We start from the raw sequence: 19,940 nt of genomic DNA, 5'->3' as shown, positions 1-19,940 counted from the left end.
TTAAAATAAATGAGTGATAATATATATGCTCTGATGACGCAGAAGACCAAGCTATTGATATCAAATTTAGGTCTACTTTAATGAATGCAAGTGCCTGAATTATAATCCATAATCCGCAACTAACTCGGAGTAATTTTCTCATTTTTTTTAGTTTTAATGATGACACTGAAAAATATTTATAGGAGTCCGATTTGATTATTGAAAATATACGTAGGGTACGTTAGCGACAGCGTAACGTACCATTCGCGGGCATTTGGTGCGTTAGGAACTCCGAGCTTGATTAACAAGTTCCTACTTTACAGCTAAACCAAAAATAAATTGCGATCGCAACCGATGAAAGTGGCTCCAGTTTTGAGAGAGTTGAAAATGTAAAAACTGAAAATGTGTTACACAAAGATGGAAATTGTATCAACAGCTAATTTTGAGCTTCTAAATACCATAACCTTGCACTTGTTCTCCTCAAAAATGATTGAAAACCTTATTTGGTAAAGATTATAGCTTTAATCACCAAGCCCTACTTATTTGTGGGTTTTTCCGGTAAAGGACTAACTTGAAGACAGGAAAATCGCAGCATCAAAAATCCCTCACTTCCTTTCTCTCCATCTACAATTTGTAAAGAAGTTTATCGGAGTGAACTATGCGTTTACTACACACAATGCTGCGGGTGGGAAATCTTGAAGAGTCTTTGAAGTTTTACTGCGAAATCCTGGGGATGAAATTGTTACGACGAAAAGATTATCCAGGTGGAGAATTTACCCTCGCGTTTGTTGGTTATGGTGACGAGTCTGACAATACAGTGTTAGAACTTACCTATAACTGGGGTAAAGAAAAATACGAATTAGGCGATGCTTACGGTCATATTGCGATCGGGGTTGATGATATTTACGCTACCTGTGAACAAATTAAACAGCAGGGTGGTAAAGTCACACGAGAACCGGGACCAATGAAACATGGTTCGACGGTGATTGCTTTTGTTGAAGACCCTGATCGCTATAAAGTTGAACTAATTCAGTTAAATACCCAGGGTTCATCCACCAAAAATGACACTAATCAAAAATTAGTGAATACGTAATTTTACTTGTAAATACAGGTGTGATGGAGTTGAGTCTTAAGCAGTGTTTGCAGTTACAACACTCACTCCCGATGGGAGTATCGCGAATACTATTCGCAGGAAGTCTAGTTAGTAGTGGGATGTGGAGTCAATTGTGTTTACCTTCAGTTGCCCAAACATCCCCACAAAATTCCCACATCCCGACTGCGAAAATACCTGATGCAACATTTCCAGGGTCAACTCCAACTATACCTAGTGAAATTATTCCTCAAATATCTCCACCGGAAGAAGATATCAATACACATTCTACGTTGGTAGAATTTTCTGGGGAAGCCTCTTCCTGGTTTCGCAAGATGTCGCAACTGTCCCCCGACGAGGGGGAGAAAAATCAAGATTCTTCCCTGGTTTCGGGGGTTGGAGAGGATAGATATTTGCTGACAATTGACACGACAAATAATTTGGATGGTAATTCCGATATTATTTCTAATGGATTAATTCTCCAGCCTAGTGTGGCGGAACTTGCTGATGTGCAACCAAGTGATTGGGCATATCGAGCTTTAAAGTCTTTGGTAGAGCGTTACGGGATTATTTCTGCATATCCAGACCGTAAATTCCGTGGCAATCAACCAATGACACGGTATGAGTTTGCTGCTGCTTTAGCCTCAACACTGAATAAAGTTGAAGATTTGCTCGCAAATATGAGCGGCGATGAATATGTGCGTCAAGATGCAATTACCGTTCGGCGCTTACAAACAGAATATGCATCAGTATTAAAAGAACTACGTGACAGAATTGATTTGACTGAATATAAAGCTGCGGCAATCGCAGCAAATCAATTTTCGATCACAACGAAACTCAAAGGACAGCATATTGTGGGTTTAACTGGAGGTAGCAGTGCCAGTAATACAGTTGTATCGCGATCGCGTCTCAATCTTTTGACTAGTTTCGACAAGAAGGATTTACTAGTTACGCAGTTAGAATCTGGTAACAATGGTGGCGATACGGTTAGTCAAGAACAACGAGAAAATGTGAATTTATTGGGTACAAATGGTGTTTTTGCTAATGCTGGTGGACTTGATTATACCGATGTTGGCTCAAATTTAAAATTACGGCGTTTATATTACCAATTTCGCCCGACAAATGATTTAGCAGTGACAGTTGGTGCAAAAATGTCGCCCCGCGATTTCATTGATAAAAATGCCTATGCCAACAATGAATCTCTAGATTTTAGCTCCGGCGCTTTCCTCAATAATCCCCTGATTGTCCAAAATCAAATCGATCGCATCGGCGGTGCTGGTGCAGCAGTTGCATGGCAGCCTCAAGGTAGTAAATTAGGAGTGCGATCGCTTTACATTGCTGCGAATGCAGATCAGCCTCAGGAAGGTATTTCCGGCAATAACCATCAAGCCAGTGTCGAAGTTGAATATGCTCTCAATCAGAAGCTCAAGTTACGTTTACAATATACCAATGCACTAGTTAATAATACTGATATTAATGCCTTGGGAATTAATGCAGAATATGCTCTCAATCGTAATGCTGGGGTATTTGGGAGATTTGGTATTGGTAATTATGCCGGATTGAACAGTACCCTCAACCGGGATTTGAGCGCCCATCCCGTCAGTTGGTCGGTTGGCATGGGTTTACGTAATGTTGTTGTACCTGGTACATTAGCAGGAATTGCGATCGCCCAACCTTTCGTTACGGGTGATGTGGGAAATGCCACCCAAACCAATTTTGAAGCTTTTTACAATTTTCAACTCAGCGACAACATCAGCGTCACACCAATTTTTTCAGTAGTCGCCAACCCGGATAATGACAAAGACAACGGTACAATTTGGCAAACTACTTTGAGAACGGTATTTTCTTTTTAGAGAATTGGGTAATCAGCAATGGGCAATGGATATTAAAATCAAACATTTACTGCAATAATTCGGGATTAATATCCAAACCAGCAAGCTGTTCGGGAGAAAGTTCACGTAATTTTGCTGCTAATTGTTCGCGCTTTTGATATTCGCGATCGGCACGTTGAGTTTCTAGTTCTCGTAGTTGGTTCATTTCTACAGGAGTGAGGAACTTTTGTCCTGAAGGAGAAAAAATTTCCAGGTTATCAGGTGTGAGTTGAAAGCGTATTCCCAAACGTGGACTTATCCAACCATCAATTTCATCAATTACTTCTAATTCATTTCCAGAGCCAACTAACCCAATTAATTCATTTTTATCTGGGTCATAAATATAATACTCTTCAACTCCATAACGTTGATAAAACAGGAGTTTATTCGTCATTTCCTTGGTGCGATTACTAGGAGATAATATTTCAAATACTACCTGTGGGGGAATATCTCCTTCTTCCCACTGTTTATATGAACCTCGATCGCACTTTTGCCTACCAAAAACTACCATTGTATCGGGAGCTTGTTTTATATTTGCATTTCCTTTAACCGGATACCAAAATAAATCTCCAGCGATAAATACATCATCCCGTGACGCAAATAATATTTCCAGATTTTCTTTAATAGTAACTATCCAGCGAAATTGCTTGGTGTTATCTGCCATTGGTTTTCCGTCACTTTCTGGGTAGATAATTTCAGCATCAGTTTCCGGTATAACTTGTTGTACCATCGCAGCACCTCCTATTCCTATCATAATACTGGCGTTTGAGGATGATAACTGTACTAATAGGGCATTTATTTCGTTTTTGTAGATTCAGACCCTAATTCCTTCCCATTGGATGAAACATGCTTGTGTGCTGCTACAGTATCATCTGATAATCAACGATGGCATCATTCAACATGGCAAATAGCCAGAAAATGCTGTGCTAGGAAACAACAAAGGAAAGAAAGCTACCAGATAAGCTAGCCCAAAAGCCTGTAAAGTGGTATTTTTTTCTTTTGGATTCTTACTTTTGACTTTTACCAAGTTGCACTAGTAGTCTGTCAGGGTTGAAATGAGGGACTGTAGTGCGGGCATCTTGCCCGCGTGAGCGAGACGCTCACACTACCAAAAATCCCTCAAAACAAAATTGACAGACTACTAGTTACAATGGTTCTACCATCAACAGAGCGTGACTTGCATCTAGATGTTTGTTCCTGGTTCAATCAAGCGTACCGGGAATAGTAAAAGGTGCGAGTATAAATACTATAGAGAAATAAAAAATTAAAATCTCGAATCTAACTCTAATAAATCCTAACTTTTAACTTAAATCCTCAAGATGCAACCTACAGACCCAGATAAATTTACCGATAAAGCTTGGGAAGCGATCGCAAAATCCCAGGAGGTTGTTCGCGCTTATCAGCAACAACAGCTAGAAGTTGAACATTTAATACTCGCTGCTTTAAATCAAGACAATGGACTTGCTGCCCGCATTCTCAATCGTGCTGGTGCAGATGCCAACCGTGTTCAACAACAACTTGAAGAATATGCTCGTCGTCAACCCAAAGTCGGTAGAAGCGATCAATTATATCTGGGTCGGGGTTTAGATATTTTACTGGATCGCGCCGAGGAAGCTCGCGATCGCAGGTCGGATTCCTTCATTTCCATTGAGCATATTCTCCTGGGTTTTGCTGAGGATGAGCGGATTGGTAAACGTATTCTCAAAGGGATGGATGTAGACACAGCCAAGCTGGAGACAACTATTAAAGCTGTGCGTGGTAGTCAAAAAGTTACTGACCAAAATCCCGAATCTAAGTATGAAGCCCTCCAAAAATTTGGTACAGATTTAACGGAATCCGCCAAGGCTGGTAAACTTGACCCCGTAATTGGGCGTGATGATGAAATTCGTCGAGTCATTCAAGTGTTGTCGCGACGTAGTAAAAACAACCCCGTATTAATTGGTGAACCTGGTGTTGGTAAAACTGCGATCGCGGAAGCTTTGGCACAACGAATAGTTAATGGTGATGTGCCGGAATCGTTGAAAAATCGGCAATTAATTTCCCTCGATATCGGTAGCCTCATTGCTGGGGCAAAATACCGTGGTGAATTTGAAGACCGCCTCAAAGCCGTTCTCCGCGAAGTTACGGAATCGAATGGGCAAATAGTTTTATTCATCGACGAACTACACACAGTTGTGGGTGCTGGTTCTGGACAACAAGGTTCGATGGATGCCGGAAATCTACTGAAACCGATGTTGGCACGGGGAGAACTACGCTGTATTGGTGCTTCCACCCTGGATGAGTATCGTAAATATATTGAGAAAGATGCTGCCTTAGAAAGACGCTTTCAACAGGTATTTGTCGATCAACCCAGCGTCGAAAACACAATTTCCATTTTACGGGGATTGAAGGAACGTTACGAAGTCCACCACAACGTTAAAATTTCCGACTCCGCCCTCGTTGCCGCCGCGACACTTTCCGCCCGCTATATTTCCGATCGCTTCTTACCCGACAAAGCGATCGATTTAGTCGATGAAGCTGCCGCCCAATTGAAAATGGAAATCACCTCCAAACCGGCGGAATTGGAAACCACTGAACGTCGTTTGATGCAATTGGAGATGGAAAAACTTTCTCTGGCAGGGGAAGATAAAGCCGTATTGCAAACCAAAGAAAGATTAGGACGAATCGAGCAAGAAATTAGCAAATTAACCGCCAAACAACAGGAATTAAACGGGCAATGGCAGGGTGAAAAGCAGTTATTGGAAGCAATTAGCGCCCTGAAGCAAGAAGAAGAAAAATTACGGGTACAAATCGAACAAGCCGAACGTGCTTATGATTTAAATAAAGCCGCACAGTTGAAATATGGCAAATTAGAAGCAGTACAGCGCGATCGCGAAGCTAAAGAAACCCAGTTAATCGATTTGCAAAGCACAGGTTCCACCCTACTGCGTGAACAAGTTACTGAAGCTGACATTGCCGAAATTGTCGCCAAATGGACGGGGATTCCTGTCAACCGCTTACTAGAGTCGGAGCGGCAGAAATTATTACAACTCGAAAGTCACCTCCACAAACGTGTCATCGGACAATCAGAAGCTGTCGAAGCCGTTTCTGCTGCCATTCGTCGTGCCCGTGCCGGGATGAAAGACCCCAACCGACCGATTGGTTCGTTCCTCTTCATGGGACCAACGGGAGTTGGAAAAACTGAGTTGGCGCGGGCTTTAGCCCAGTTTATGTTTGACTCAGAAGATGCATTAGTGCGACTCGACATGTCCGAGTATATGGAGAAACATTCCGTATCTCGCCTAGTTGGTGCGCCTCCTGGTTATGTAGGCTATGAAGAAGGTGGACAGCTTTCGGAGACAGTTCGCCGTAAACCTTATTCTGTAGTGCTTTTAGATGAAGTAGAGAAAGCACATCCAGATGTATTTAATATACTGCTCCAGGTTTTAGATGACGGGAGAATTACTGACTCTCAAGGACGTGCAGTAGACTTTCGTAACACTGTTATTGTTATGACAAGTAACATTGGTAGCGAACATATTCTCGACGTTTCCAGCGATGATAGTCAGTACGAAAAAATGCGAAACCGGGTACTCGAAGCCCTGAGAAACCATTTCCGTCCCGAATTTCTCAACCGCATCGACGACTTAATCATTTTCCATCCCCTCAATCGCAGCGAAATGGGGCAAATTATCCGCATTCAACTCAAACGAGTCGAAAGCCTCCTGGCAGATCAAAAAATCAGCTTAGATATATCTTCTTCAGCTTGCGATTACCTTGTAGAAGTTGGATATGATCCAGTATACGGAGCCAGACCAATTAAACGAGCAATCCAGAGAGAAGTAGAAAATGCGATCGCTACAAAAATTCTGGAAAACACCTTTGTCCCTGGGGATACCATAGTCATAGACAGCAACGAACAGGGGTTATCCTTCCAAAAGAAAATAACATCAAAACCAGCGATCGCGCCAACACCAGTAACATTAGTTGAGTCTGCATCTGAAGTGTAGATAATTATACATGGATTGTGCAGATTGTCAATATTATGATATGGCGTATCTCTAGTTTAAAAATTTTCCGAAAAAAGCCAAAGAGAATATCTCAAATCTAAACTTCACATTCAAATCTGGGAATACTAAATGTAGCAGAAATTAGCAAAAACTAGATATTCCCAAATGATGAGGATTAGTGCTTATCCGGCATTTAAAACAAAGTACAAAAACCCATATAACTGGCTATTGTACAAAAATATGCCAGTTAATGAAGCGGTTGTGGAAGAGTTTTCTTACCAGAAAATAATCAATAGTAGATATGATATTCTGCACCTGCATTGGATTGTAGAGACAATTATTCGACATCCCAATTGGATAATTGCGGCTCTGCGATCGCTAATCATGTTAATATTAATAGACTTTGCCCGAACAAAAGGGACAAAAGTTATTTGGACAATTCATGACAGTACACCTCATTCAATTGTTCATCCACGTCTAGCAAATTGGTTTCAAAAACAATTATTAACTCGAATTGATGGCTATATTAGCTTAAGTCAAAAAGCTGAAAAAATTATTGCAGAAACTTTACCAACATTGCAATATCTCCCCCACATAATTATTCCCCACGGACATTATCGAGATATTTATCCGAATAATATCAATCAGGATACAGCTAGAAAAAAGCTCCAAATTCCTGAAAACAAACATGTCGTTTTATTCTTTGGGTACATAGATATTTATAAAAATGTACCTCATCTAATTAAGACATTTCGTGAGTTAGCACCCAAAGATTGGGTATTAGTAATAGCTGGAAATATTGAGCGTGACTATCTCAAGCAAGAAATTATTGCAGCCACAGAAAATGATCCAGAAGTAAAGCTATTTTTAAAATATATTCCAGATGATGAAATCCAAATATATTTTCAATCTGCGAATTTAGTAGTTCTACCATTTACTGAGATTCTCAATTCCGGTAGCTCTTTACTTGCGCTATCGTTTAATTGTCCAATTTTAGTACCAAATCTAGGTTCAATACCGGAGGTTAAAGAACAGATAGGAGAGGATTGGGTAAATATATATTCAGGAGAGTTCACTCCTGAAGTGCTTTCTCAAGGATTAAATTGGGTAATGAACAAGAAACGTTCGAGCCAATGCATGATGGAAAAACTAGATTGGGAACGACTAAGTCAAGAGACATTCAGGTATTATCAGAAAATATTCCAGCAAGATTTAGAAATTCACAATTTCCCGATTAAAATTAGAGACAATTAACTTTAGTAAAATATTTATCTGATACTAAAATTAGTTCGATAAAAAATAACAAGTCTATTGAAGTTTATCTAAAAGCCTTTGAATAAAAAAATAGTCTAGCTTTGATGATTTTAATTCGGCAAACATAAAAATGAAAATTGCATACATCACAACATATGACCTCATAGATTCATCCAAATGGTTAAAGTATAACCAAGGTAATTATGGGTCTAGCCGATATATTTTTAATTCGCTCAAATCGCAAAATATTAATATAGAATGCATTGACAACTTACAAAAAAAATATGCGGCAATATCACGTTTAAAATGGGAATTTTATCGGCAAGTATTTCAGCAAGATTATTACAGTTGGGCAGAATCATTAATCTGTCGAAATTACTCACAGCAGGTCAAAGATAAATTAGCAAAAATTAATCCTGATATCATTGTTTCTCCAGAAGGCTTTACACCCATAGCATATTTAGATTCTCCTCAACCCTTAGTCTTATGGATTGATACAGTCATAGCCTCACTTGTAGACTATTATCCCTATTTGAGTAATCTTTGCTACGAAACAAAAAATAATATTTATTCTTTGGAAAAAAGAGGATTACAACAATGTCAAACAATCATTTTTACATCAGATTGGGCAGCACAAGAAGCTATAAAAATTTATCATCTTCCTAAAGAAAAAATTAAAGTTATTCCTAGAGGTGCAAACTTTGAAATCTATCCAGGACGCAGCATTAATGATATTAATACAATTATCAAATCGCGCGATCGCACTAAAATCAAACTAACTTATGTGGGTATTGATTGGCAAAGAAAAGGAGGTAATCTTACACTGGAAATAGCCGAGGAGCTACATCACAGTGGTTTAGATATAGAAATGAGAATTATTGGTGATTTACCCAAAAATCTCCATAAACTACCAGGCTTTGTAAATCCCATTGGCTACATTAATAAATCAACCCCGGAAGGCAAAAAATATTATTACCATCTACTCGCAGACTCACACTTTCTCATTTTGCCAACCCAAGCAGATATTACACCCAACGTCTTGATTGAAGCAAATGCATTCGGAGTACCCTGTATCTCGACTTGCGTCGGGGGTATTCCCACCATTATCAAAAACAACCTCAACGGTAAATTATTCAATATTGATGACGTAGCTACAAACTACTGCGACTATATCACCCATATTCTGCAAGACTATTCAAACTATGAAGAACTAGCGATAAACTCATTTTATGAGTATCAGAACCATCTCAATTGGAGAGTTGCAGCCAACACAGCCAAACAAATATTTACAGATTTAATGTGAGCCAATTGAAGTTGGCAATTAATTACGAGTAGGGAAATCCGAATATATACTGGCGTGCAAACAGACATAGAAAAGCAGAGCGATCGCACTCAACTTGCGTTTAAAATCCTGTGTGGGGTAGTAATTTTCTCATAACTACCCCAAAATCATTAGAATATTTGTATTTCCGAGTAGAAACTATGCTGGAACAAGGTACCATCAGTATTCATACTGAGAATATATTCCCAATTATCAAGAAATCTCTCTACTCCGATCATCAAATCTTCTTGCGGGAACTCGTATCCAACGCTGTAGACGCAATCCAAAAATTAAGTATGGTTTCCCGTGCTGGAGAATACTCTGGTGATATTGGTGAACCTGAAATTCAACTTGCTATTGACAAAGATAAAAAAACACTCTCGATTACCGATAATGGTATTGGGATGACAGCCGATGAGGTCAAAAAATATATTAACCAAGTCGCCTTCTCCAGTGCCGAAGAATTTATCCAAAAATATAAAGGTGACTCAAATCAGCCAATTATCGGTCACTTTGGCTTAGGTTTCTACTCCTCCTTTATGGTTGCCTCCCAAGTAGAAATTGACACACTATCCTACAAAGAAGGGGCACAAGCAATTCACTGGACTTGCGACGGCTCCCCCAATTTTACCCTGGAAGACTCCCCTCGTACTACCAGGGGTACAACTATCACCCTCCACTTGATGGAGGAGGAACTCGAATACCTTGAATCTGCACGAGTCCAAAACCTCGTCAAAACCTACTGCGACTTCATGCCAGTTCCCATCAAACTCGATGGTGAAGTCATTAACCGTCAAAAAGCACCTTGGCGTGAATCTGCAAATAATTTAAGCAAAGAAGATTACTTAGAATTTTATCGCTACCTGTACCCATTCCAAGAAGAACCTTTGCTGTGGGTACATCTCAATACCGATTATCCCTTCATTATTAACGGGATTTTGTATTTTCCGAAACTTCGCCCCGATGTTGATGTCACCAAAGGACAAATCAAACTCTTCTGCAACCAAGTATTCGTCAGCGATAACGTCGAGGAAATCATTCCCCAATTTCTCCTCCCCATGCGTGGAGTTATCGACAGTACAGATATACCCCTAAATGTCTCCCGTAGCGCTTTACAAGGCGATAGAACAGTCAAAAAAATTGGTGACTATATTGCCAAAAAAGTTGGCGACAGGCTCAAAGAACTGTACCGTGACAACCGCGAACAGTATATTAGCGCTTGGAAAGACTTAGGTACTTTCGTCAAATTTGGCGTACTCAACGACGAAAAATTCCAAAAACAAGTCGAAGATATCACCGTTTTTCGTACTACCTACCAACCTAGCGACACAACCCCAACAGTACAAGTACAAACGGAAGATAACGACGCTTGGCAAGATATTAATCCAGGTGCAAAACTACCCTATACCACCCTCAAAGAATATTTAGAACGTAACAAAGAGCGTCACGAAAATCGCGTCTTCTACTGTACCGATGAAGCATCACAGGCAACTTACGTAGAATTACACAAAAGTCAAGGCTTAGAAGTCCTATACATGGACTCCTTTATTGACACCCACTTTATTAACTTCTTGGAACGTGAATACAACGAAGTTAAATTTACACGGGTAGACTCCGATTTAGACAATACCCTTCTCGACAAAGAAAAACCCGCAGAAATAGTTGACCCCAATACTAACAAAACTCGTAGTGAAATTATTAAGGAACTATTTGAGAAAGCAATTAATAAACCCAAGGTAAACATTCGTACCGAAGCCTTGAAATCCGACAACCCCCAAGGTACACCTCCAGCAATGGTATTATTACCAGAAATATTGCGTCGCTTGCGGGAAATGAACGCGATGATGCAGCAACAATCTGTAGAATTTCCTGAAGATCATATTTTGGTAGTCAACACTGCACATCCCTTAATTCAGAACTTGGCAACACTCAGCCAAGGCAGTATTATCCAAGATGGTGGCGATTCCCCAACCGGACAGCTAGCCAACATGATTTGCCAGCACGTCTACGATTTGGCGTTAATGTCACAAAAAGGTTTCGATGCAGAAGGAATGAAATCCTTTGTCGAACGCTCCAACGACGTACTCACTAAACTCACCGAACAAGCAACAAAATAGTTACCTAGCCATACCAAATCTTCAGAAACCCGGTTTCTCCCCTAGTCAAAATCCCCAATTGGTAGGAAAAAACCAGAAACCGGGTTTCTCTATATCCCCAAATCTCTCTGCATCAGCCGACATGATATAACCAAGTGATAACCAGAGCTTTTCTACTGCAACATAGAAGCTAGCTAAGAATTACTAATCCTCATTACCCATTGCCCCATTCCCAAATCCCTATACAATAGGAGATTGTCACCAAAAAAATCGGAGAATAAAAACATGTCTCGTCGCTGCGAATTAACTGGTAAAACAGCAAATAATGGCTTTTCGATTTCTCACTCCCACCGTCGTACCAAGCGCTTACAACATGCAAACCTGCAAGATAAACGTGTTTGGTGGGCTGAAGGCAACCGCTTCGTTAGACTTAAGCTATCTACCAAAGCCCTGAAAACCTTAGAAAAAAGAGGTTTGGCTGCAATGGCAAAAGAAGCTGGCATTAATTTGAATAAATACTAAGGAATGTAGTATTAAACAACTTAATCAAATTGCTCTATGTTGCAGCCTCCCCAATTTGGGGAGGTTTTTTCAATGGCATTTAAGCGAAGTTGTCATAAGCTGCGACGCAAATTTGTATATAAGACAATACAGTTCAGTTAAGAATATAAATCAATCACCGCAAACAAAACAGATCGACTTTTTTGGAGGGAGCTTGGGGGACGCAACCGTTCCCCAATAGGGGGTTTGGGGGAGAATCCCCAACTTCTCCCAAATCTTGGTTTTCAACAAATCGATTGACTGACAGCCTTAACTCAAGCGTATTGGTATATAAGACGCGGGCAAGATGCCCGCACTACAATTATTTTGTGCTTTTGACTTATAGAATTTAGCCGCACATCAGCTTATCATGCCCAGCAACTCACTTATGATTAAAAACTCTCCACCCCTGTTTTATCGTCGGTATCTAGGCAAACCTGATAAAGAATGTGGATTAAATAAAGTACAAAAGTAGGGTGCTGTTAGCAGAGCGTAACGCACCATTCCCAATCACATCGAAAGTTGTAGGTGATTAAATTCTCATTCTTAAGTATCCTACAAGTCAAGAGCTTGGCTTCCAGCGAAATCACGTCATCTTAAATATTAATCAGTTTTTCTTATCAGAGTAGTTAGTATAAATTCTTTTTTTATAACTTGAGTTGATATGTTTGGGATATCAACTGGGTAACATAGGTTTACTCTCCTATACCTAGTAAATTCTTCATCAAGTTTCCTGAGAAGAAAACTATCTTTCATCAAGTTAAAGTGAAGCTATGGCATTATTATTCTCTGCTGGCTATAAAATAATTAATTCGAGCTAATAAATTCAAGCAATATCTTCACTATCCGGGAGATTTATTGCTAAACAACATACAAAAACGACCAGAAAAAATAAAAGTGATATAACAGTCTTAAATCTGTTTGAGATTGTCTTCATAGGAATTAGATATTAGCTTTGCAAGTCTTGTTTTCTCAACAAGATTGAACTTGCTTGTCTTGTTCTTATAGGACGATATTCCAGAGAAAAATTTTTTGATAAAACTTCATTTGTAAATACTCGACAGGAAAGGGGCTATGTCTCGAAATAACGAGTTAATCAAGGTTATTAGAAATTTCTACCAAAAACTTTGTTCTTACTCTCCCGCTACACTCAGAGAGCAGCGTTTGTGGTTGCTGCGTACTTTCCTTGTAAATAAAAGCAAATCTCAATGGGTAAATGCAGGTTTCGTATTACCCACCGTCGCAATGGTTTCGCTAGTAGTTGTATTGCTGACTGTGGCGATATTATTTAGGTCTTTTGAACGGTCTAAAAATGCCAGCAATGTGCGAGTAAATGAAGTTGTTATGAATGCTGCCGTCCCCGCACTTGATCGTGCCTCGGCAAAATTAGAGCAATTATTAAATGACCCTTCATTACCTCGTTCAACACCTAGTGATGTCGCAATTTATGACATTATCAAAAATAACAATAGATATAATTTTGGAGATGAAACCCGTCTTAAGTTAGCGTATGATATCAATGGTGGAGGAATTACATCTAATTCGACTATTTTACAGCTTGATGAAACTACTAATACGGCTTGGAAGTTTCCTGTAGATACGGATAATGACGGTAAATTCGACACATACACGCTTTATGCTATTTATTTTCGTAGCCCAACTAGAGATAGCAGCAATAATAAGTTCAACCGTGCAAGAAATCCTTTGGAAGCTCGGACACCACCGATGGATAAAAGTCAAATCGGTGGTGCTTGTGCAGCATCTCTCGGTACTAGTGCAAGTTTAGTAGGTGATTCAGATTGGTATAAATCCGGTGGAACTTTAGCAAAAAGTTTCTTTGTTTACACAGTTAATGTACCGATTGAAGATACAACCGGACTGGATACTAATAAGTATCAAAAGTATAAAGGAAATCGAGGCTTCTCGGCATTAGAGTATCAACAAGATCGAGAACGAATTCCAGTTAATAGTAAAGCTGTATGGTTTGAAAATGATTTAGAAATTACTTCTGGTGGCTTGTTGAACTTAAATGGTGCTGTTCACACCAATGCGAACTTACTTGCTAGTGGACAGCGTAACGATAATTATATTGTTTTCCGTCAAGTTAGTAGTCAACATTCCTGTTTTTACGAACAAGAAAATGGGAAGATTACAGTAGGTGGAAATTTTGGGACAGGAAATGTTTCCCAAGATAGTGCAAGTACTACAGGTAAGAAAAGAATTACTGTTGATCGGTTTCTCGGCTATAAAATAACACCATCCAGTGATAATCAAGTTGGTGGAACTACTGCTGAAAAATCTACAAGTCTAGATGGTGGTAAACAGATAGGTTACAGTGATGCAGCCTATGAAAAACGTATTAATAAAATGAAAAATGAGGCGTTGGAATTATGTACTGGTTGTAATAGCTTACCTACAATTCCTGCCCTCAAAACCGCAGTTAATGCGGTAAATAGATATCCAAAAGAAGTTAAAAATAATTTCAATACCCTGACTAGTGATGATGAAATTGCAAAGAATAGGATTGATCGAGATAAAGCTTATGAGATTTTAGGTAATCAACTTGAGCTATATTTCAGAAACCGTACCATGCGGGTACCTTTTTCAACTGGCACGAACTTAGTACCAGCTATACCTACAGATGCACAAGCGCTAAAGCCATACGCAACAACTAACGTATTTACAGGAACTGGGATTATCGAAGTACCCCCAGAATGGAGGGAAATAACTGCTACAAATACAGGAATAACCCTTCAGTCTAGCAAGCTATCTGCAACAGAACCTACAGAACAGAAAGAAATTGGTAAAGAACAACTTGTAGGCGATCGCATGTTGCTGGGAAATGGTTTACCAGCTTATTGGAAAAATTCAGATGGTCAGTATGTAACCGGCAATATAACCCGTCAACAAGTAGATGATGGAACGACTAAATGGACTTTACCCGCCAATACAACTAAAGCTCGTACTCGTGCTACTCAAATTCAACCACAGTTGAACTTAGGAGTAACAGACCGTAATGACTTCTGGGAACAAAAAGCAGCTGAAGACAATTCTGTGAATCCACTTGCGAATGTTGGAGGTTTGCGCGTAGTTACAGGGGCAGGTATATATGTAGATGATGATGGAGTGACACGTACTAGTGAAACTCCAAGTTACTCACGCACTACCAACTCTTTTCTCAACCCACCTAGAGATACCTTTGCTCCTGGTGTGAATACTCCTATTCCTGGTGTTACCGGACTCGATACAAGTTTTGTAGGTAGTACTCCAGGCAGAATGCCTGAACCAGCTAGATATAGAGATGCGGGAACTGAACAAAGCAACATAATTGTTTGGTCAGATATGATGCCAATGAGTAGCTCAAATCCTGATGAAACTAGAAAGGGTGACTTGTTAATGCGGGCAACAGCTGTCTACCACTACAAAAACAATGCAGGTGTAGCGCAGACTCCGATTGCTTGTGTCAGCAGCTACTATGATCCCACTAATGCAAATACAGCTAGAAATCAAACAGGTTTACCTGACATTGGTTTTGGTGTAGGTGGTAGATCCAATAATGGTGTTACATATTCCTTTCCTGGTCGAACTATTAGCGGAACCAATTTAAATATTCTTAGACGTCAAGCAAGACTAGTATTTCCCAATGGACGTATTGCCAATGAAGCATTACGGAACGCAATGGAGAAATACACTAGAGATAGTGGTTTTACCAACTTTACCTATGCGGATTACTCTGCTGTTGATACAGCTTTGTGTTCGCTTTCAATTCTCGGTGGTGCGAGTCCAAACCCCAGCGCAATTGCTCATGGCAAGATAAGAGAGAGGTCATTTTTAGATGCTAGAGAAGTTAAAGCCAATCAAACTTTAGCTGATTATCAAAATACTACAGACTTCACGAGAGCCTATAATTTGGAGTTGGAACAACGTCAGCCTTTAGAAATTCGCGTTACCGAAATTGATATTGGTTATCTTGCTGCAACTCCTTTAACTGGTGGAGAATATTTGTTACCTAAGAGTGGAATTGTTTATGCAACTCGCGATGATGCACTACAAGATTTAAGTTATGCAACAATCGAAACAGACGTAGACCGCCTTACGGACACCGAACAATTAGAGAGAATCAAGCTTTTTAGTCAAACTGATTTTAAAGCCGATCCAACTCGCCGTCCAAATGGTATTAGGCTAATCAACGGTGGTAGCGCGATCGCTAATAGTAATTTGGCACGCAGTGGGGCAAATTTATCTTACACCGAGGCTGAGAAGGGCTTAATTTTAGTAAGTAACTTGCCTGTTTATGTCAAAGGAGACTTTAACCCTCATAAAGTTAATCCTACTGATACAACTCAGATTGAAGAGTTTACACAAAAAATTGCTAACGGTTTTTATGGTCGTGCAACACCCGACCCCAATTTTGGGTGTCGTCCAGGAAGAACTGGATGCCCTTCAACTGGTGGTGACTTGTGGCGACCATCAACTATCATTTCCGATAGTATTACCCTGTTGAGTGGAAATACTTTAACAACTGGCTTTTTAGATGGTTTCCGTAATGAAGGTGACTTTGATGCCAGAAATAATGCTTTATCTATTCCCCCTTCTGGTGCAGTTCCCACATTAGTAAACAATTTTGTGACGAATGCAGATTGGGTCGATCCTGCAAATACTAGAGGTCTTCCAAGAACTAATTCTAAAACATCATATTTTGCTAATGGCGTAACTCCAGTGCAGCGTCGCGTACAATTTGGTGAGTATTTGATGGAAGTTTGCGATAGACCGTCTGCTTCTGAGTGCGATCAGAATGATCCTACCCATTGGTCTGTTTTTCTGACTGGTGACGAAAGAAGAAGAGCTTCTGAAGTTATAGGTGAAAACATCAATAATATAATCTCTGGTACTACTGCTAGAACTCCTCAAGCAAGATATCTTAGCTACCCCCGTCGAGTAGCTTTTTCAAGGATAAATTCTAATAATTTAGAATTAGATGGTACACTTCCAATTCCATTAGGAATTAGATCAGGTCAAGTCAACAAGGTTCTGTATAGCAATTTTTCTAGTACTAGTCCAGATATCACTACAACACCCACTGCATTGTGGTTTAGAACAAGTAATAGCAACACTGCACCCAGCACGATGTCGAATGCCAGGTACGATGCAGATAAGCCACTGTTCATACAAGTTCCAGCATCAACTCCAACAGGGCAACCTGTTTTAGCTCCTGTTACCCAAATTTTTAGTCCTGAGGGTGTTCCCAGTTCAAGTTCAAATCTAGATGTTACTGGATGGATTAATAATAATTGGTTACAGAGAGCATCCGCGACTACAACTTTTAACTCTGCATTTGTTTCAGGTAATAACCCCAGTCGCCCAGAAGAAGAATCCGCTGGTCTAGGTAACTTTGTCAGATTTCTCGAAAATTGGGATGGTCAAACAGCCAATATTAGCGGTAGCTTTATTCAGTTCAAACGAAGTAGTTACTCAACAGGTTCATTTGCTTCTCTCTTAGCTGCAAGGGTTGAAGCTAGTGCTGACAGCACTACTAATCCCGATAGGAATGTCAGTATTTTTGATTTCCCTTACAACAGATATAAAACAGATCAAGGTTCACCTCAGGGTACTTTGGCTCATTACAAACCTCCCACCAGGGTATGGGGTTTTGATGTAGCGTTATTATCTCAATTACCTGACTTGTTTGCTCAAAGATTTACAACTCCTACACCAGCACCACCTGCTGAATTCTTCCGAGAAGTAGGTAAAGATGATCCGTGGGTAAAAACCTTACTCTGTGCAAAAGAACAAGTTGGTAGCACTTGGTCAAAAAATGCAGTTCCACAGAATTATCGTCCTTCAAGCTGCCCAACAACTAACACTTACCCACAATAATCAGGTGCTATTTATAAGGTTGGATGAAACAAAATGATTAACTTTGAGCAATTTAGCAGATACATTAACCCAATAATTAGAAATGTAAGATTTAAGGCTACCGAAGTTTGTCAACCAGGTTTTACAATCATTGAGTCATTAATGGCGATCATAGTAGTTGCTATCCTCCTAAGTGCAACTGCCCCTGCAATTCTCATTTCTGTGGGGAATCGTGTCCAAGCAAAGCGAATAGAATCAGCAACACAAGCAGCCAGAGCATATATTGATGGTGTGAGGTCTGGTGCGATCGAAGTTCCTAAACAAGTTATCGTTTTAAATGAGGTGAATACGACTAGTAAAACTTTTGACTCAAAGCGAGGTAATTTTTCAGGAGTTAATGCACCTACTAGTTCCCTTTCCTGTAATTCACCCATTAATGGTTATTGTTCCAATACAACTACCTCAAGCTTATATTGCATCAATCGTGATCAAAATGCTGGCTGTGCCAACAATAATGGTAAAGACCTTATCATTCAAGCATTTCGTAGTACCACCGATACTACTATTGATGACTCAGAAAAAGGATACCTAATAGGAATTCGGGTGTATCGAGCCGATGCTTTCAATGGTACAGTTCTCAAAACTAAGAAGGCAAATGATGCCAAAACATCCTCTGTCGGAGGTGCGGGAGCTGCTTTAAGTAGTCGTCAAGTGCCTCTGATTGAAATGACAACAGAAATTGCTTCTAAAACTACACAATATCAAGACTATTGTGAGCGTTTTGGCGGTTGTCAACAATAGAAGATTGTCACTTTTCTAAATTGCAATTTGTCTGGGTGAAAACTAAAAAGGAAAAGCACTCAATGAAACATATACTCATATATCTCTTTAAAGAACGAACACAACATAATCAGTCTGTTCCATTACAGCAAGGCTTTACTCTAATCGAACTCTTGGTTGCAATGATAGTTGCGACTTTAGTGATAACGCCTTTACTGACTTTCATGATTAATATCTTAGATACAGATCGTAGAGAACAAGCAAAAACTTCATCAGAGCAAGAGGTTCAGGGAGCATTAGACTACATCGCACAAGATATGGAACAGGCAATATATATCTATGATGCTGATGGTATTTATGGAAAAACCGATCCTACAGATTCAACCAAAAATATTACAGGGATAATTAATCAATTACCTAATCCAACAGACACAACAAAAGTTCCGGTACTAGTTTTTTGGAAGCGTTATTTTCTAGATAATAACCAAAATGTGACTGTGAATAACCAACAGCAGAGAGTTGGATGCTTGGTCAAATTGTCCGGAAATATCTGCAACAATCAAGATTATATGCTCTATTCTCTAGTGGCATATTATTTGGTGAAAGATAATAACCCTACTTGGAATTCAACTACTGCGCGAATTGAACGCTGGGAAATTCGAGATGGTATCCGTGATGAAGGAGGAAGCATTACAAGAACAGAAACAATTAATGGAACTACAAAAAGCGTTAAATATCTTCTCCCTCCAAGCCCAGGATTTATGCCTTTTAATTTATCTTTAGAAGGTGACTTAAAGAAAAAGTTGGGTACTTGGACAAAGCATTCAGAGAGTTACAACTTAACTATTAACAAACAAATCCCTTTAATTGATTTTATAGACCAAACTACAACTGTTCAAGGGGCACCACCACCTGCTTGTAACCCAGATGAACAGCAAATCCCAAGATATAGTGGAACAAATTCAGCACCTACTGCATTACAAACTGGAAGTTTTTATGTCTGTGTTAATTCTAGTAAGTATGTAGCACAAGTCTTTATTAGAGGTAATGCAAAGGCTAGATTTGTATCTGGTGCTGAATATCAATCTAATCAATCTGAATATTTTCCGACTGCTAGTATTCAAATCAAAGCTCGTGGTTTTCTTGGTGTTAATTAATAAGCCA

At 39.6% G+C, this 19,940-nt stretch carries 11 protein-coding genes; 10 read left to right on the top strand and 1 reads right to left on the bottom strand.

Annotated elements, in window-relative coordinates; translation table 11 throughout:
- Positions 1-637 precede the first annotated feature (637 nt).
- On the top strand, positions 638-1,072 hold the full coding sequence (gloA, locus tag VB733_RS00365) for a lactoylglutathione lyase (protein ID WP_323338137.1): 435 nt from the start codon (positions 638-640) through the stop codon (positions 1,070-1,072).
- A gap of 71 nt (positions 1,073-1,143) precedes the next feature.
- Positions 1,144-2,922: an iron uptake porin gene (locus VB733_RS00360; RefSeq protein ID WP_323338136.1), complete on the top strand. Its 1,779-nt coding sequence runs from the start codon at positions 1,144-1,146 to the stop codon at positions 2,920-2,922.
- Between the two features lie 46 nt (positions 2,923-2,968).
- On the opposite strand, the gene VB733_RS00355 is transcribed toward VB733_RS00360, so the two are convergent.
- Positions 2,969-3,670, bottom strand: a complete 702-nt coding sequence (locus VB733_RS00355; protein WP_323338135.1) for a Uma2 family endonuclease — start codon at positions 3,668-3,670, stop codon at positions 2,969-2,971.
- Between the two features lie 589 nt (positions 3,671-4,259).
- Here VB733_RS00355 and clpB point away from each other — a divergent pair.
- The 8 genes from clpB to hpsC all read left to right on the top strand — a co-directional run bounded on the left by clpB (position 4,260) and on the right by hpsC (position 19,933).
- A complete protein-coding gene (clpB, locus tag VB733_RS00350; RefSeq protein WP_323338134.1) occupies positions 4,260-6,929 on the top strand; it encodes an ATP-dependent chaperone ClpB in 2,670 nt (889 codons plus the stop codon).
- A 240-nt stretch (positions 6,930-7,169) separates the two neighbouring features.
- Entirely contained in the window at positions 7,170-8,183 is a 1,014-nt protein-coding gene (locus tag VB733_RS00345) for a glycosyltransferase family 4 protein (RefSeq protein ID WP_323338133.1), read from the top strand.
- 130 nt (positions 8,184-8,313) lie between these two features.
- A complete protein-coding gene (locus VB733_RS00340) occupies positions 8,314-9,486 on the top strand; it encodes a glycosyltransferase family 4 protein (RefSeq protein ID WP_323338132.1) in 1,173 nt (390 codons plus the stop codon).
- Positions 9,487-9,665: 179 nt separating this feature from the next.
- Complete coding sequence (gene htpG, locus VB733_RS00335; protein WP_323338131.1) at positions 9,666-11,621, top strand: molecular chaperone HtpG; 1,956 nt, start codon at positions 9,666-9,668, stop codon at positions 11,619-11,621.
- Between the two features lie 264 nt (positions 11,622-11,885).
- The gene (gene rpmB / locus VB733_RS00330; protein WP_323338130.1) at positions 11,886-12,122 is read left to right on the top strand and encodes a 50S ribosomal protein L28; all 237 of its coding nucleotides are present in this window, start codon (positions 11,886-11,888) and stop codon (positions 12,120-12,122) included.
- Positions 12,123-13,214: 1,092 nt separating this feature from the next.
- Entirely contained in the window at positions 13,215-18,017 is a 4,803-nt protein-coding gene (hpsA, locus tag VB733_RS00325) for a hormogonium polysaccharide biosynthesis protein HpsA (protein ID WP_323338129.1), read from the top strand.
- Between the two features lie 33 nt (positions 18,018-18,050).
- Entirely contained in the window at positions 18,051-18,797 is a 747-nt protein-coding gene (gene hpsB / locus VB733_RS00320; protein ID WP_323338128.1) for a hormogonium polysaccharide secretion pseudopilin HpsB, read from the top strand.
- Entirely contained in the window at positions 18,785-19,933 is a 1,149-nt protein-coding gene (hpsC, locus tag VB733_RS00315; protein WP_323338127.1) for a hormogonium polysaccharide secretion pseudopilin HpsC, read from the top strand. Before hpsB ends, hpsC begins: the two co-directional genes overlap by 13 nt.
- Positions 19,934-19,940: the final 7 nt, after the last annotated feature.

Source organism: Calothrix sp. UHCC 0171 (assembly GCF_034931845.1).
Classification (GTDB): Bacteria; Cyanobacteriota; Cyanobacteriia; order Cyanobacteriales; family Nostocaceae; genus Brunnivagina.
Note: the sequence above shows the minus strand (reverse complement) of the source record. Positions and strands in the feature narration are given on the sequence as shown.